Source organism: Ochrobactrum sp. EDr1-4, assembly GCF_049199085.1.
In the GTDB taxonomy this organism is placed as follows: Bacteria; Pseudomonadota; Alphaproteobacteria; order Rhizobiales; family Rhizobiaceae; genus Brucella.
Genome location: NZ_JBLZOF010000010.1, coordinates 80,635 through 94,851, shown reverse-complemented (window position 1 = coordinate 94,851; position 14,217 = coordinate 80,635). Strand labels below are relative to the sequence as shown.

Genomic DNA, 14,217 nt, shown 5'->3' with positions numbered 1-14,217 from the left:
TCAAATCCAAAAGATCTAAGGTTTTTCATATCGCTGTAAAATATCTCTGCAATGACCAAGCGCCAATTTCAAATCATTAAATACCGTTCGTTCCGATATACCAAGATGTTCAGCAATTTTCGCCTGAGGCCATTCATCTATTCGACTGAGTATCAGTACTGCCTGAGCTCTCTTCGGTAAGCCAGCCAGTGCGTGCTTAAACTGATGGAATTTCTGGCGCTCAATGATCGCTTCTTCGATAGATATAACATCACTGGCGATAACATCGATAACGGATGGGTCCGTTGTCTCACTCTCTACGGAGCTGCGCGTCTTCTTGCGACGGAGATAATCCAAGGCAAGATTGCGGGCTGTCTGGTGAAGATATCCTTCGATATGCTCTATCGGTGCGCTGTCGATTGCTCTCTTTGCACGAATATATGTCTCTTGCGCCAAGTCTTCAGCAATTTGTGCATCCCGGACAATCCGAAATACAGTGCTAAGCACAGACTGGCGTTGCGATGCATAAACCGAATTAAGAACGAGCGACAAAGTTCAACGCCCCGAACTATCTGTCAAAACAGACGTGACGAAAAAAGACCGTGCCATCAGAAATGGAAGCAAATTCAAATTCATGATAACGCTTTCGAACTGGTCCCATAACAGCTTTACGAGAGACGCTTTAACGCAATTCAAGTTGTTATATCGGCATATTGAACGAGATGCGCGTCGATTCTCTATCAAGCCTTTTCTTACTAAATAAATATGAGTACAAAGTGAATGTTTTTATTTTGTCTGGGCGTTAAGCACTGGTTTCTGATTGTTAAGCACATCGCGAGAAACGGTTATCCGGCTTGCGCAGCACGTTCAGCACGGCGCTCCCAGGCGACCAAAACCATGCTTGAAAAAACAATCAATACTGCGCCGATCAAAACGTTCTCGGTGGGGATTTCTGCCCAGAGCACATAGCCGTAGATAAATGCCCAGATCAGTGCCGAGAACTCCGTTGGTGCAAGAGCGGAAGCGGGCGCATGACGGAAGCCTTCATAAAGCAGATATTGTCCAACGGTCGCGACCAGTCCCAGTATGAGCATCAAAAGCCACCCAGTCGCGTCAGGTGTTTTCCAGATCCATGGAAAGGAAACAGCGCATGCAATTCCGAACAGAAGACTTGTAGCCCACATCTGGGTCAGTGTTGTTTCAGTCCTGCTCACAAGGCGTATCAAAATCGTGCTCAGAGCCCAGCAGAAACCGGCAACAACACACATCAGTGCTGGGATAAGATTTGGAGAATGCGTTGGATTTGCTGCGATCAGAACGCCAATGAAGCCACCGATACAAGCGATCCAGCGTCCTGTGCCGATCTTCTCTTTCAGTATAAAAATCGACAAGAACATGACCATTATTGGTGCTGAAAAATATAGTGTCGTTAATTCTGCAAGACCTAAATATCGAGCGGCATTATAAAAAAGCAGCCAGGCCAACAGCATTAAAGCTGCGCGAAGAACCAGTGTTCCCCGGTATTTGCTTTTAAATATTGAAGGATGGCGGAAATGCCAGGCTAACCCGCCGGTTATCAGGACAATAACCAGACTTCTCATGAAAAGAATTTGCGGCACTGCGTAATCAGCGACGAGCCATTTTACAATCGCGTCCTGTAGCGCAAAGCAGGCATAGCCTGCTGAAGCTAATGCTATCCCGACAATAGGTTTGGACTCAGTGCTCATGCTGACCTCACAACGCGCGACCTCGCGACGCTATGTGAAGCGCTATAGCCTACTGCGCATGACTTGAAAAGTAACGAAGAGGGTGCACTTGCAGCAGCATCTTGCAAAGCCTTCATGTGCGGAGTAAGCAGAGTAATACTCCAACATGCAGCAGTATAGTCGGCCAAGCTCAGCAACGGATTTGTGCGCGAAGAATGCTGGTTTTTGTGGCCGGGACCACCAATTAATTATGAACAAAAAAACGGTGCTTGCCGTGGGCGGAAATGCAGTCTTGGTTGGCATCCTGTTAATGCTGCTTGGCGATTTCATGTTCGCGCTCAATGATGCCATGGGTAAATGGCTGGTCGCAAGTTTCTCTGTTGGTCAGGTCCTTCTTATCCGATCGTTTGGTGCGTTCTTCGTGCTTGGGCCGATGCTTGCGCGAAAGCCAGCTGCAAGTCTGTTCCAAGTAGAAAAGCCATCCCTGCAATTCGCGCGTGTTGTGCTTGCAACAGCGGATACCGGCCTTTTTTATGCTGCAGTTACATTCCTTCCGCTGGCAGATGTGATGACCTTTTATATGGCTGGCCCAATTTACGTTGCGGCCCTTTCACATTTTCTTTTGGGTGAACGTATCGGTTGGCGACGCTGGTTGGCCGTATTTATTGGCTTTGTCGGCGTGATTATCGCATTGCGACCATCCTCAGCCATGCTTTCCTGGCCTTCTATGTTCGGTCTGTTGGGTAGCTTGTCCTTTGCCCTGACACTGGTTCTGGGGCGCGTGCTCAGATCGACGCCCGATACAACGCTGGTCACTTGGCAAACAATAGGCTGTCTGGTCGTTGGTGGCGCCCTGAGTATAGGGAACTGGACATCGTTCGACACAGGTGAGTTGCTTGCCTTGCTCTTACTCGGCATCGTTGCATGCCTTGCGCATTTGCTTATAACGCGTGCACTAAAGCTTGCGCCTGCTTCAATTCTCGCGCCGCTGCAATATACCTTGTTGCTATGGGCTATTCTGTTTGGGTGGATGTTCTTTGATGAGTTGCCTGATGTGCAAACATTGGGAGGCGCCGCGATTATCGTTTTGGCGGGTCTGTTTATCTTCCATCGCGAGAAGGTAAAGAAAGATACGGTCCCGCTTGTGCCGACTGAAGGAAGCCACGGCTGAATATTTGCAATTCGTGGGAAAAGCTTGTTCTGAGATAGAGATCAGCGCCACGAAGGACTGCCATGGCTTGCACGAAACATTCCATGCTTGCCCTACGGTGTGGGTTATCTCTATATCGCAGGTGAAGTCTTTGTGTTTTCGATTGCTTCAAGTTTTTGCTTGATGGGTTCAGCTTTGAGAAGAAGCGTATTGATGAGATTGGTTACTGGATTGAAGGACAGGCACGAGTCTGATGGATACGTGAAGAACAAGCAATGCATAGAAGAGCAGCAAGCGGTTAGAGCGATGGCCAGCCTGGTCGGCGGCAGGTATTCCATTAGGTCAGCACAATGATTGATAATCAAAAGGACCAATCGTTGAAAGTAGACAGGCCCGTTCGGTTACCCGTCAATGCTTCAGCTCCAACAATGCGGATCAGTTTCCTGTTTCTACTCTGCGGCTTTGGTCTATTGGTTGCGCTTAGTTTTGCCAGCCTTCTTGTTGGAACGCGGATGCTTTTGCCTGATGTGCTGCTTCAAGCCTTGTCAGGGCAGAACAGATCATCAGCCGAGCAAATTATACTGCTTGATTATCGCCTGCCACGTACTTTGCTTGGACTGTTATGCGGTGCAGCTTTTGGCGTGTCGGGCGCACTGATACAGGCTGCGACCCGCAATCCTTTGGCCGATCCCGGAATCTTGGGCGTCAATGCCGGTTCTGCTTTCTTCGTCACGCTGGCCGTTGGCCTTTTGGGCTGGCAGTCGATTGACACCTATATCTGGGCGGCTTTCGCTGGTGCTATTATCATCACGCTGATTGTCTATGCGCTGGGTGCCAGCGGAAGAGAAGGTGCAACGCCCATTAGACTGGTTCTGGCTGGCGTGGCACTCTCAGCCGTGTTGGGTGGTATTGGCTCTGCCATGACGTTGCTGAACCCGCAAACCTTTGATGCGCTGCGTATGTGGTCGATTGGTTCGCTTGCAGGCCGCGACATGCATGTGGTGGCGCGCGTTGCTCCGTTTATCTTCGCTGGCCTTGTTATTGGATTGTTGGCCGCGCGACCGCTCAATGCAGTGGCACTGGGTGATGATCTTGCGCGCTCATTGGGAGCAAGTATCCTGCGTGCGCGTATTCTTGTGGTGATTGCTGTCACACTGCTCGCGGGTGCTGGAACTGCGGCTTGTGGTCCTATTGGGTTTGTCGGTCTGATGGTGCCGCATATGGTGCGCTGGTTTACTGGTCCTGATCAGAGACGGATTGTTGCCTTCACGCTGATTTTCTCGCCGGTCCTTCTACTCAGTGCCGATATTGTCGGACGCCTGGTGCTTTATCCAGGCGAGCTCGAAGCGGGCATTGTGACGGCCTTTATTGGTGCGCCGGTGCTTATTGCGCTGGCACGACGCAGGAAGGTGAGTGGACTATGACAGAAACACCTTCAACACGTGTTGGAACTGGCCATATCGCGGTCATTCGCTTCTTTGGAGGTCGCTTTTCCCTTCGCCTGCATCGACGTGGACTGCTGATTGGATTTGCTCTCATTGCGTTGATTTTGCTTGTTGCAATCGCATCGCTCACCAGTGGCAGTTACCAAATTCCGATCCCCGATGCGCTGCGTGCCTTACGCGGCGAGGGTGAGGATATGGTGCGGATGATTGTTGTTGAGTGGCGGTTGCCGCGTGTTCTGCTGGCCATTTTATTGGGCGCAGCACTTGGCATGAGCGGCGCGATCTTCCAATCACTGACCCGCAATCCACTGGGTAGCCCGGATATCATTGGCTTTGCGGCGGGGTCTTATACAGGTGCATTGATCGTCATCCTGCTTTTGTCTGGCGGCTATTATGAAGTTGCCGCAGGAGCGTTGACAGGTGGCGTGATTACAGCGCTCGCTGTCTATATGTTGGCTTGGCGCAATGGTATGCAAGGCTTCCGGCTGATCATTGTGGGTATTGGCATCTCAGCTATGTTATCCGCCTTCAATGGTTGGATGATCAAGGCGGCTGATCTTAATGTGGCGATGTCAGCTGCTATCTGGGGCGCGGGTTCGCTCAATGGTCTGGGCTTTGATCAGCTGGTGCCCGTTGCAATTGTTCTTCTCATTATCATGCCCTTGACGATGCTTCTTGCACGACCAATGCGACAACTCGAAATGGGAGATGATGCAGCGCGCGCCTCTGGTGTGAATGCCAATCGCACGAGGGCGGCGTTGATGATCCTTGGCGTTGCACTCACGGCTATTGTCACGGCCGCCGCTGGACCGATCTCGTTTATTGCGCTTGCTGCCCCACAGATTGCACGTCGGATCACGCGTTCTGCAGGTGTTGCGCTTATTCCTTCAGCGTTGACAGGCAGTGGGCTTCTTGCTGCCGCAGATTATGCCGCTCAGCACGCCTTCGAAACACAGCTTCCCGTCGGCATCATGACTGTTAGCATCGGAGGCATATACTTCCTCTGGCTACTCGTAAAAGAGGGACGGAAATGATGGAAGGGCACAGGGAAAACCTGCTGTCTGTGCACTCCCAAAATTGGTCTATCTGTGTTTCATAAGGATGTAAGTCTATTATTTCATTAAATGACTTTTGGTTTGCTGTAAGCTATTACGTCCATCTCCACTTTAGCATCAACCATAAGCGGCGATTGCACAGTGGACCGCGCTGGTGGATGGTCGAGAAAATGTTTCTTGAAAACTGCGTTAAAGCTTGAGAAGTCGCGAGCGTCATCCAGCCAGACATTCACTTTAACCACATCGGCCAATGTGCAATCTGCAAGCGCCAAAGCTGACTTAATATTTGAGATGACTTGTTCGGTTTGCACCACAATATTACCGGCGACGACTTCGCCATCCATTGTGGGTACTTGACCTGAAACATAAACAAAGTCACCGGCGCGTACGGCTTTGGCGAAAGGGCGAGGCTGACCGCCCGCTTGATTGTCTGCGGTTTCATACCGAATTATCTGATTATCAGTCATGTTATCTATACTCCAGAATTGGCTGTAGAAATTGCTTCGTCATAGGCCGTGACCGCTTCAATGGCATTCGCCTCAACTATCTTTGCGTTCTGTCCGGGCCGATAAAGACTGCTTCCCAATCCGAAGGTACGAATGCCAACAGTTATATAGTCGTGGAAGTTTTGATGGGAGACGCCACCAACAGCGCCGATCACTATATTTTTAGGAAGCACTGCGCTTAGCGCAGAAATACCCGATGGGCCGAGAACCGAGGCAGGAAAGAACTTTAATGCCGATGCTCCAAGCTCAATTGCTTTCAGCGCTTCAGTCGGACTGAATACACCCGGCAATGTGACCATAGAGCGTTCCTTGGCTATCCGCATCACATCGGCATCGATGTTGGGACTGACCATCAGGCACCCACCGGCATCTGCTACCCGGGCACAGTCGTCCGCTGTTAAAACCGTTCCAGCACCAATCAGGCTATCCGCACCAAAGCGCTTGCTCAGGCGCTCAATCGAAGAAAGGGCATTGGGCGAGTTGAGCGGTACTTCAATAGCCTCGAAACCCGCACCTATAAGCATTTCGCCGATTGCTTCAACTTCGCTGGGCCTTATACCACGTAAAATGGCAACCAAAGAACGCTTAAACGCAGGCCATTTGACACTCGGCTGAGACATCTTATTGTTCTTTCATATTCTAGAGATTACGGGCAGCTTTAAGCAGTCCCTTACGTGATGCCTCTTCTGCATCGATTATTTGGGGTTGATAGCCAGAATGTTGCAGGGCTTTATCGTAAAGGGTGGCGAGGCGACCCACGCCTATCAAGATAAGTGGTATATCTTTATGACAGTCCTTAAGAGCGTCAGCCAACTCGACACCAATCAACAGACCTGATAGCCAATGGTATCCATCCTTACGCTGTGAAAAGCCTAACAATTGGCTCGCGCGCAAACGAAACAGGTTTGTTGTTAAGTTCGTGGGGCTTTCTAGTCCAATCTCAAAGCCGGACAGAAATGCAGCATCATCGACAATATGATTGTCATCGCATTCAACAGCATGCATTAAAATACTTTGGCTCGATAGAAGGGAAAAAAGCTCCCCCGTCATATAGGTTTGGAACGACTGGATAATGCCATTTGAGATCTTGATCCATTTGCTGTGAGTGCCAGGAATACAGACGAGACCGGTAAAGCTATTATCGATTGCTCCCAGAATTTGGGTTTCTTCACCTCGCATTACATCTGGATTGTGAACATTTTTCTGCGCAACACCCGGCAGAATTTGCACGTTCATGTCGCATTCTATTCTTTGGGCACCTTGATACAGATGATCAAGTGTTGTCGGCGTGGGGAGATAAGGTGCCTCTACCCAGCCCTGGCGTGAGCCAGCCATACCACAGATTAAAACCGGCAAATCGTTTGTAGCGCCAAGCTTGCGCAGATGCCGCTCCAATACTGGTGCAAAGCCGCTCTTTGCGCAATGCAACATACCCTCGCCAGATTTGCTTTGGGCAATAACATCGCCTGAAGCGCTCATAAGCCAAGCACGAAAACTGCTAGTGCCCCAGTCAACGCCAACGAAGGCTGGAATTGGTGACTGAGCGCATTTCATGCCGCCGTGCTTTCTTCGCGGTTCTCATCATTTATCTGCACGAAATGTCCGGTACTAACTTCACGATAGCTTTTCTTTGGGGCCACATAATCGAGTGGTCGGAGTGGGCTTTTAATTTCCTCTCCAAGATCAGGGCGCACCAGTTTTTTTGCTAGGGGATCAGGAACAGGAACGGCATCAATAAGCCGACGCGTATAGGGGTGCTGGGGATTATTGAAAATAGATACTCTCGGACCGATCTCAACGACTTCACCCAGATACATAACCGCCACCCGATGACTGATCCGCTCAACAACCGCCATGTCATGACTGATAAACAAATAGGCGAGGTCGTGCTTTTCCTGCAAATCCAACAGAAGGTTGGAAACCTGTGCTTTCACCGAAACATCGAGTGCTGAAACGGCCTCATCCGCGACGATGAGCTTCGGGTTAAGCGCCAGTGCACGGGCGATGCAGATGCGCTGACGCTGCCCGCCTGAAAATTCATGCGGAAAGCGCGTTGCCATCGAAGCTGTAAGTCCTACCTGTTCAAGGAGTTCCGCAACTTTTTCCTTCGCCTGCTTCTTGTCCATCAGGCCATGGGATATCATCGGCTCTGCAATCGCCGCACCAATACGAATGCGGGGATTGAGTGAGGCAAAGGGGTCTTGAAAGATCATTTGCGCATTGCGTCGCATGTTACGCAAAGATGAGGCATTTAGCTTCGTGACGTCCTGACCATCAATAATGATGTTGCCGGAAGTGGGTTCAAGAAGTCGCATAACTGCGCGTCCGGTTGTGGATTTGCCACAGCCGGACTCGCCTACAAGTGCCAGTGTTTCTCCTGGGCGCAAATCAAATGAGACATTTTCAACGGCATGGATGCGGCCATTGGGCAGGTCAAATCGCACAACAATATTGGATGCCTTAAGGATAGGTTCGCGACTGGATGGAACTGGCTTGGTCACGCGGCCATCTTTGGCCTCTCCGGTTTTAGGGTCCACTTCCGGGAAGCGTTTCGGCGCTATTGTGTCGCCCATAGTGCCGAGGCGTGGAATGGACGCTAAAAGCGATTTTGTATAAACAGCTTTTGGTTTTGCGAAAATGTCTTTGGTAGCACCGGTTTCCACCATATCACCACGTAACATGACGACAGTGCGGTCCGCAACTTCAGCAACCACGCCCATATCATGGGTGATGAAAAGCACTGCCATGTTCTCTTCCTGCTGTAGCTCCCGAATGAGATGCAGGATTTCGGCCTGAATAGTTACATCCAGTGCGGTTGTTGGCTCATCTGCAATAAGGAGCTTGGGCCTGCATGCAAGCGCCATTGCTATCATGACACGCTGGCGCATTCCGCCAGAAAATTTGTGCGGATACTCATTCAATCGTGTCCGAGCCGCTGGAATGCGCACGCGCTCCATAAGCTGTATCGCTTCGGCTTCAGCCTGCTTCCAGCTAAGATTTCGGTGCAATACCAGCGCTTCGGCCAACTGATTTCCAATTGTGAAAACCGGATTAAGGGACGTCATCGGTTCCTGAAAAATCATGCCAATCGAACCGCCGCGCACTGAGCGCATTTCGGCTTCTGGCAGTTGCAACAGGTCGCGACCTTCAAGCAGAATACGTCCTTCGATGCGCGATTTGTCTTTCTGTAACAATCGCATAGTCGAAAGCGCTGTCACGCTTTTGCCAGAGCCACTTTCGCCGACGATGGCAACGGTTTCACCAGCATCCACATGAAAATTTATATCGCGTATGACTGCGCGCCAGCCATCTGCGGCCTTGAATGAAGTGGTCAGATTTTCAACGGTCAGAACTGACTTCTGGTTGTGATTGTTGTCGGTCATGGTCAGTTTTCTTTCGCAAGACGGGGATCAACCATGTCGCGTAACCCGTCACCAACAAGTTGCAGTGAAAGTACGGAAAGGATGATCGCCAAACCCGGAAACAGCATCAACCATGGCGCATTGTTCATATATTCGCGTCCAGCGGCCAGCATTGTTCCCCAGGTCGGCATGTCTGATGAAACGCCGATACCAAGGAAGGATAGGCTCGCTTCTGCAAGCATAGCTGATGCAAACACGAAAGTTGCCTGAACGAGGATAGGGGAAGCCAGATTGAGCAGAACGTGGCGCAGAAGAACTTGCCAGGTTGGTAGTCCCAACGAAATCGCGGCTTCGATATAGGGCATCTCACGGATAACAAGAGTAGAGCCGCGCACAATACGTGCGAGCCGCGGCGCATAGGTAATGCCGAGTGCAATGATAACTGTTATGAGCGATGGTCCCAATGCCGCTACCAAAGCGATTGCAAGCAGAATGTCGGGAAATGACATCATGGCATCCAGCAGGCGGGAGATTGGCGCGTCAAGCCTTCGAAAATATCCTGCGGTCACACCAAGGAAAATGCCCAGAATGGTCGATATTGCAACGACACCGAGACTTACAAGCAATGATATGCGCCCCGCATAAATAGCACGAGAGAAAATATCGCGTCCAAATTCATCGGTTCCGAAAAAATGAGACCAGGAGGGCCCTTGCAACTTATTGACTATAGAGAGTTTGTTGGGCGCATATGGAGCGACCCATGGTGCTAAGAGTGCGGCAAGGATAACGGCCAGAAGAATGACTACGCCCAGCGCAATGGCGCGGTTGCCGAAAAGACGCCGCAGATTATCGATAAATGGCATTGAGAAAGAAGCGAGTGTCAAAGTTTTACCCTCGGATCAACCAGAATATAAAGAAGGTCCACGGTGAAATTGATCAGGACGTAGATCGCAGCCACGACAAGCAAAGTTCCCTGAATGACCGGATAATCGCGGCGGAGAACAGCTGACACGACCAGATTGCCAATGCCTGGAAGACCAAAAACTGTCTCTGTCACTACAGCACCTGCCACTAGCATGGCGATTGAAAGTCCGATAACGGTAATGATTGGAACAAGCGCGTTTTTAAATGCGTGCTTGAGGATTACTCTGCGTTCACGAGCCCCCTTAGCGCGCGCCGTTCGCACATAGTCGTCACTGAGTACATCAAGCATTGCCGCACGCGTGAAGCGGGTTATCAGTGCTGAGTTTACGATACCAAGCGCCAGTGCTGGCAATACCAAATGCTGCAACCTGTCGAAAAAACTCGCATCCGGCCCGCCATAACCCGAAGCAGGGAACCACCCCATCCCCACGGCAAGAGTTTGGATCAGGATAAGGCCGAGCCAGAAACTGGGAATGCTGGCTGCGATCATGGTCAATGTAACGACGGACTGATCAAAAATCGTACCGCGTTTTACGGCCGAGAAAATGCCAACGGGCAGAGCGATGGCGACTGCTATCAGGATTGAGAATAAGGTGAGGAAGAATGTGGGCTCGGCGCGAGATGCCAAGGCTGTCGTAACGGGCTGATTGAGGAAGATAGATTGTCCGAGATCACCCTGAAATATGCCCATAATGAAATGGACATACTGTATCAGAATGGGCGCATCGAGCCCCATTCTGGCGCGCAGATCGGCTATGTCTTGTGGGGTGGCATCTGATCCCAACATGACAGCGGCCGGATCGCCTGGCGTTACACGAACAATGATGAAGACTACTGTTACGACAAGAGCCAGCACGATTAACATGCCAACTAATCGGTTCAACAATGCCCAGGCGATCCGTTCCATTTTCCATGCCTCACTGCTTAGGAGTTACATTCCAGAAATGGGGCCAATAGGTAGGCGTGTATCCTTCCACTCCGTTGGCAATGCCTGAGAGAGCATTAAAATTGCCAACCTTGTAGAGAGGAGCATCGTCATAAATGACGGTTTGTATTCCCTCCCATGCTTTGAGTTTCTCGTCGTCTGTGGTGGCATTCATATAGTTTTTGACGGCTGCTGTTTTCTGGTCAGACACGTACCAGCCTGGATAAGAATCCGTAATGGTGTTGATCGTTGTAGGATCTCCAGGGAAGTTGGAATGGGTAATGAAAATATCCCATTGTGTTGGATCCGCACGACGGGTGGTTAGGGTAGCCCAGTCGACAACCTGTAAGTCCACTTTGAAACCCGCAGCCTCAAGATAGGCTTTGGCAACTTCTCCGATTTTATAGTGGAATTCATACTGACGGCTTGTCAGTAAGCGGATAGGGGCGCCTGTATAACCTGCATCTTTGAGCAGTTTGGCGGCCGTTTCCGGATCACCTTCTCCATAACGAACTACGCCTGCGTCCGTATTCCAGTAAAAACCTTTTGGGAAAATAGAGCCATCAACACTGTAAAAGCGATCATCCGAAAACGCTGCAAGCATCATGTCAGAGGCATTGAGTGAAGCTTGCACGGCCTGCCGCAGTTCCTTATTTGCAAGAACGCCTTCTTTCATATTCATGTTGAGAGAAGCCCAGCCGGAATTCTCGAAGATGACGGGTTTTGCTTTGTCGCTGGCCTCCACACGTTGATAGGCGCTTACAGGCAGTGAATCCGCAAAATCGAATTGCCCGGAAATCAGACCTTCGACGCGGGTGTTTGCATCGGGAACGGGTACGAAGCGCAGCTCTTTAGCGATTGCTGCACGTTTTCCAGCATAGTTGCTTGGCTCTCCTTCCGGAGATTTGTAATCATCAAAACGCACGAGCTGCGTATATTGATCAGGCTTGCGCTCTTTAAGGGCATATGGGCCAGTACCGATAAACTTGGTAAGTGTATCTTCCACCGTTTCTGACGGAATGATAACCGAGGCTTGTGAAAGTGTAGCGAGAAGTGGCGCATAGCGCGATTTGAGTTTGATGATGACCGCATGGTCTCCATCTTCATTCACACTTTCGACGACTTCTGCAACTTGTTTGCCTTTAGAGTTAATCTCCATCCAGCGCTTAAGAGACGCAACAACGTCTTTGGAATCCAGGTCGCTACCATCATGGAACTTTACGCCATCACGCAATGCGATGCGGTAGGTGAGGCCATCTTCTGAAATCTCTGGCATTGCCGCGGCAAGCAGCGGAACAGATTTCCACTGATCATCATAAGTGAAAAGCGTTTCAAAAATATGCTGATCTATCGTCAGGACGATGTCTGTTGGCGTTTGCATGACGTCGAGGCTAGGTGGTTCACCTATGGTAGCAATTGTGAGAATGCCATCAGATGCCTGTGCTATCGCTATGGTACTGGTACATGCAAGGGCCGCCGCTGCGGCGACAAATAACAAAGTTTTTTTCATGATTTACTCCCCTTTTTTGAACCGGCGTACCGGTCATTTTCGCTATAATTAGTCAAGTCCCAATGGGTCAGCGATACGCGGCCAGAGCTCTAGGCTGGCTTTGCGGTATGGTGTTGTTGCCGGATCTGTTGGGTAGGATGTTGGGGCCGCAATATAGACGATCTCTGAAGTGATCGGTTGGAAGCCCGCTTGAAAATGATTGGTGGATTTAACCAGAAGGAAGTTCTTTGATCTGTAATCAATTCCAAGATTGGTGAAGATATCGGGCTCATAGGTTTGCGAGCGGCTGGTAATCAGAATAATATCAACTTCAGTTCCTAAAGGGCGGATAACAGCAACGCGCCCTAAATTGACGCGGCTATTGCGGAAACTCTGCCATCCAGCGTCCATGACTTTTATTATTGTAACCCGCAGATCAAGCGGTTCACCGCCTTGCCAAGACGATTTTCCTCCGATGCGAATATTGAGTTCCGCACCTTCGCCGGCTGCATGACAGAAAGAAACGGCGACGGGATCCCATAATGTTGCAACGCCAAAGTTATCCAGACCACGTTCCAACATACGGCGAATAATATGGGTTGCATCGCCCGCGACACCGCCACCGGGATTATCCCATATGTCGGATATGACAACGGGCAGAGTGGGATTTGCATTGCGCACGGCGATAGCGTGATCAAGGCCTGCTTCTGTATCAAACATTGGCATCGCCGTGGTTTTGCGCATTGCGTAAAGCTCATGTCCGAGCTGGCGCGCAAGAGCATCACCTTTTGTCTTCGCATTGTCCGTTACAACAACAATACGCGTGCCCATGTCTGGCACATCGCCTGCCATAAAACCGTGAATTACAGAGATAGAAAGAATGCTGTCCTTGCCTTCTAAGGCCACCAAACGATCAACAAACGAGCGCATAGGCTCGCGATTTGTTGGATAGATGGATATCATCCGGCAATCGAAAGTGGATATGACCGGCTCAAATTCACCTTTAAGCGTTCTCAAAGCGAGATCGACAACATGCTCACCCCGTTCCTCGAAATCCGTGTGCGGAAATTCGAGAAATGTTGCCATGATATTAAGGTTGGCAATACGCTTTGTCGTTAAATGACTGTGCGGGTCGAACTCGGCTGCGATCAGAACATTCGGTCCGACGATTTCGCGAATACGTGCCAGAAAATCTCCTTCCGGATCGTCGTAGCCCTGTGCGACCATAGCGCCATGGAGGCCCAAAATCACACCATCTACAGGTAATGCGGCACGCAATTCATCCAAAATGGTATCGCGCAGGGTCTCATAGGTTTTGCGCTGAATAAGCCCAGCGGGTTCGGCCCAGCAGGAGGTGCCTTCAATGACACTAAAACCTTCAATCTTCCCGCGGCGTCGGAGGATTGGCACAACAGATGAGCAAAGTGTAGGCGTGTCTGGATGCTCGCCCGGGCCAGCATAGAAAGCGGCCTTAAACGCATCCATATCTGTTGGCACAGGTGAAAAAGTATTCGTTTCCGTCGCCAAAGAGGCTGTAAAAATACGCATGTGATGCCCATACTCAGGAACCCGAACCCCACATTATCTGCACAAGCGCTAAGTTTGATGTTCAGACAATCATCAAAGGGTCCAGATTTCGTTTATTATGTTCCGCCGCTATTTTTGTAATTTATTTT

At 50.3% G+C, this 14,217-nt stretch carries 13 protein-coding genes; 3 read left to right on the top strand and 10 right to left on the bottom strand.

Features of this window, described 5'->3' with window-relative positions; all coding sequences use genetic code 11:
* Positions 1-15 precede the first annotated feature (15 nt).
* Together ACOZHT_RS21330 and ACOZHT_RS21325 are read right to left on the bottom strand one after the other, a co-directional pair.
* Entirely contained in the window at positions 16-531 is a 516-nt protein-coding gene (locus tag ACOZHT_RS21330) for an RNA polymerase sigma factor (RefSeq protein WP_421566522.1), read from the bottom strand.
* Between the two features lie 293 nt (positions 532-824).
* Positions 825-1,706, bottom strand: coding sequence for a DMT family transporter (locus tag ACOZHT_RS21325; RefSeq protein ID WP_339512136.1), 882 nt, complete (start codon positions 1,704-1,706; stop codon positions 825-827).
* 229 nt (positions 1,707-1,935) lie between these two features.
* Between ACOZHT_RS21325 and ACOZHT_RS21320 the strand changes: the two genes are divergently transcribed.
* From ACOZHT_RS21320 to ACOZHT_RS21310, 3 genes are all read left to right on the top strand, one after another.
* On the top strand, positions 1,936-2,856 hold the full coding sequence (locus tag ACOZHT_RS21320) for a DMT family transporter (RefSeq protein ID WP_339512138.1): 921 nt from the start codon (positions 1,936-1,938) through the stop codon (positions 2,854-2,856).
* Positions 2,857-3,185: 329 nt separating this feature from the next.
* Positions 3,186-4,259, top strand: a complete 1,074-nt coding sequence (locus tag ACOZHT_RS21315) for a FecCD family ABC transporter permease (RefSeq protein WP_421566521.1) — start codon at positions 3,186-3,188, stop codon at positions 4,257-4,259.
* Positions 4,256-5,314 (top strand): FecCD family ABC transporter permease, encoded by a 1,059-nt coding sequence (locus ACOZHT_RS21310; protein ID WP_339512142.1) that lies wholly within the window; start codon positions 4,256-4,258, stop codon positions 5,312-5,314. Before ACOZHT_RS21315 ends, ACOZHT_RS21310 begins: the two co-directional genes overlap by 4 nt.
* Before the next feature lie 86 nt (positions 5,315-5,400).
* Here the strand turns inward: ACOZHT_RS21310 and ACOZHT_RS21305 are convergent, their stop codons facing one another.
* The 8 genes from ACOZHT_RS21305 to ACOZHT_RS21270 are packed head-to-tail and all read right to left on the bottom strand — an operon-like array spanning position 5,401 to position 14,089.
* Positions 5,401-5,802 carry a RidA family protein gene (locus tag ACOZHT_RS21305; RefSeq protein WP_339512144.1) on the bottom strand — a complete coding sequence of 134 codons (402 nt, stop codon included), beginning with the start codon at positions 5,800-5,802 and terminating at the stop codon, positions 5,401-5,403.
* Positions 5,803-5,807: 5 nt separating this feature from the next.
* Complete coding sequence (locus tag ACOZHT_RS21300; RefSeq protein WP_339512146.1) at positions 5,808-6,461, bottom strand: 2-dehydro-3-deoxy-6-phosphogalactonate aldolase; 654 nt, start codon at positions 6,459-6,461, stop codon at positions 5,808-5,810.
* A gap of 19 nt (positions 6,462-6,480) precedes the next feature.
* Positions 6,481-7,395 carry a 2-dehydro-3-deoxygalactonokinase gene (locus ACOZHT_RS21295; RefSeq protein WP_339512148.1) on the bottom strand — a complete coding sequence of 305 codons (915 nt, stop codon included), beginning with the start codon at positions 7,393-7,395 and terminating at the stop codon, positions 6,481-6,483.
* Positions 7,392-9,224, bottom strand: coding sequence for an ABC transporter ATP-binding protein (locus ACOZHT_RS21290; RefSeq protein WP_421566520.1), 1,833 nt, complete (start codon positions 9,222-9,224; stop codon positions 7,392-7,394). Before ACOZHT_RS21290 ends, ACOZHT_RS21295 begins: the two co-directional genes overlap by 4 nt.
* Positions 9,225-9,226: 2 nt before the next feature.
* Complete coding sequence (locus ACOZHT_RS21285; RefSeq protein WP_339512340.1) at positions 9,227-10,066, bottom strand: ABC transporter permease; 840 nt, start codon at positions 10,064-10,066, stop codon at positions 9,227-9,229.
* Positions 10,067-10,083: 17 nt separating this feature from the next.
* A complete protein-coding gene (locus tag ACOZHT_RS21280) occupies positions 10,084-11,034 on the bottom strand; it encodes an ABC transporter permease (protein ID WP_421566519.1) in 951 nt (316 codons plus the stop codon).
* 10 nt (positions 11,035-11,044) lie between these two features.
* Positions 11,045-12,562 (bottom strand): ABC transporter substrate-binding protein, encoded by a 1,518-nt coding sequence (locus ACOZHT_RS21275; protein ID WP_339512152.1) that lies wholly within the window; start codon positions 12,560-12,562, stop codon positions 11,045-11,047.
* Positions 12,563-12,610: 48 nt separating this feature from the next.
* Positions 12,611-14,089, bottom strand: a complete 1,479-nt coding sequence (locus ACOZHT_RS21270; RefSeq protein ID WP_339512154.1) for a M81 family metallopeptidase — start codon at positions 14,087-14,089, stop codon at positions 12,611-12,613.
* Positions 14,090-14,217: the final 128 nt, after the last annotated feature.

What these genes read in the sequence shown, in the direction of transcription:
- ACOZHT_RS21325 (WP_339512136.1), bottom strand. Translation starts at nt 1,706, where the DNA reads ATGAGCACTGAGTCCAAACCTATTGTCGGGATAGCATTAGCTTCAGCA.
- ACOZHT_RS21320 (WP_339512138.1), top strand. Translation starts at nt 1,936, where the DNA reads ATGAACAAAAAAACGGTGCTTGCCGTGGGCGGAAATGCAGTCTTGGTT.
- ACOZHT_RS21315 (WP_421566521.1), top strand. Translation starts at nt 3,186, where the DNA reads ATGATTGATAATCAAAAGGACCAATCGTTGAAAGTAGACAGGCCCGTT.
- ACOZHT_RS21310 (WP_339512142.1), top strand. Translation starts at nt 4,256, where the DNA reads ATGACAGAAACACCTTCAACACGTGTTGGAACTGGCCATATCGCGGTC.
- ACOZHT_RS21305 (WP_339512144.1), bottom strand. Translation starts at nt 5,802, where the DNA reads ATGACTGATAATCAGATAATTCGGTATGAAACCGCAGACAATCAAGCG.
- ACOZHT_RS21300 (WP_339512146.1), bottom strand. Translation starts at nt 6,461, where the DNA reads ATGTCTCAGCCGAGTGTCAAATGGCCTGCGTTTAAGCGTTCTTTGGTT.
- ACOZHT_RS21295 (WP_339512148.1), bottom strand. Translation starts at nt 7,395, where the DNA reads ATGAAATGCGCTCAGTCACCAATTCCAGCCTTCGTTGGCGTTGACTGG.
- ACOZHT_RS21290 (WP_421566520.1), bottom strand. Translation starts at nt 9,224, where the DNA reads ATGACCGACAACAATCACAACCAGAAGTCAGTTCTGACCGTTGAAAAT.
- ACOZHT_RS21285 (WP_339512340.1), bottom strand. Translation starts at nt 10,066, where the DNA reads ATGCCATTTATCGATAATCTGCGGCGTCTTTTCGGCAACCGCGCCATT.
- ACOZHT_RS21280 (WP_421566519.1), bottom strand. Translation starts at nt 11,034, where the DNA reads ATGGAACGGATCGCCTGGGCATTGTTGAACCGATTAGTTGGCATGTTA.
- ACOZHT_RS21275 (WP_339512152.1), bottom strand. Translation starts at nt 12,562, where the DNA reads ATGAAAAAAACTTTGTTATTTGTCGCCGCAGCGGCGGCCCTTGCATGT.
- ACOZHT_RS21270 (WP_339512154.1), bottom strand. Translation starts at nt 14,089, where the DNA reads ATGCGTATTTTTACAGCCTCTTTGGCGACGGAAACGAATACTTTTTCA.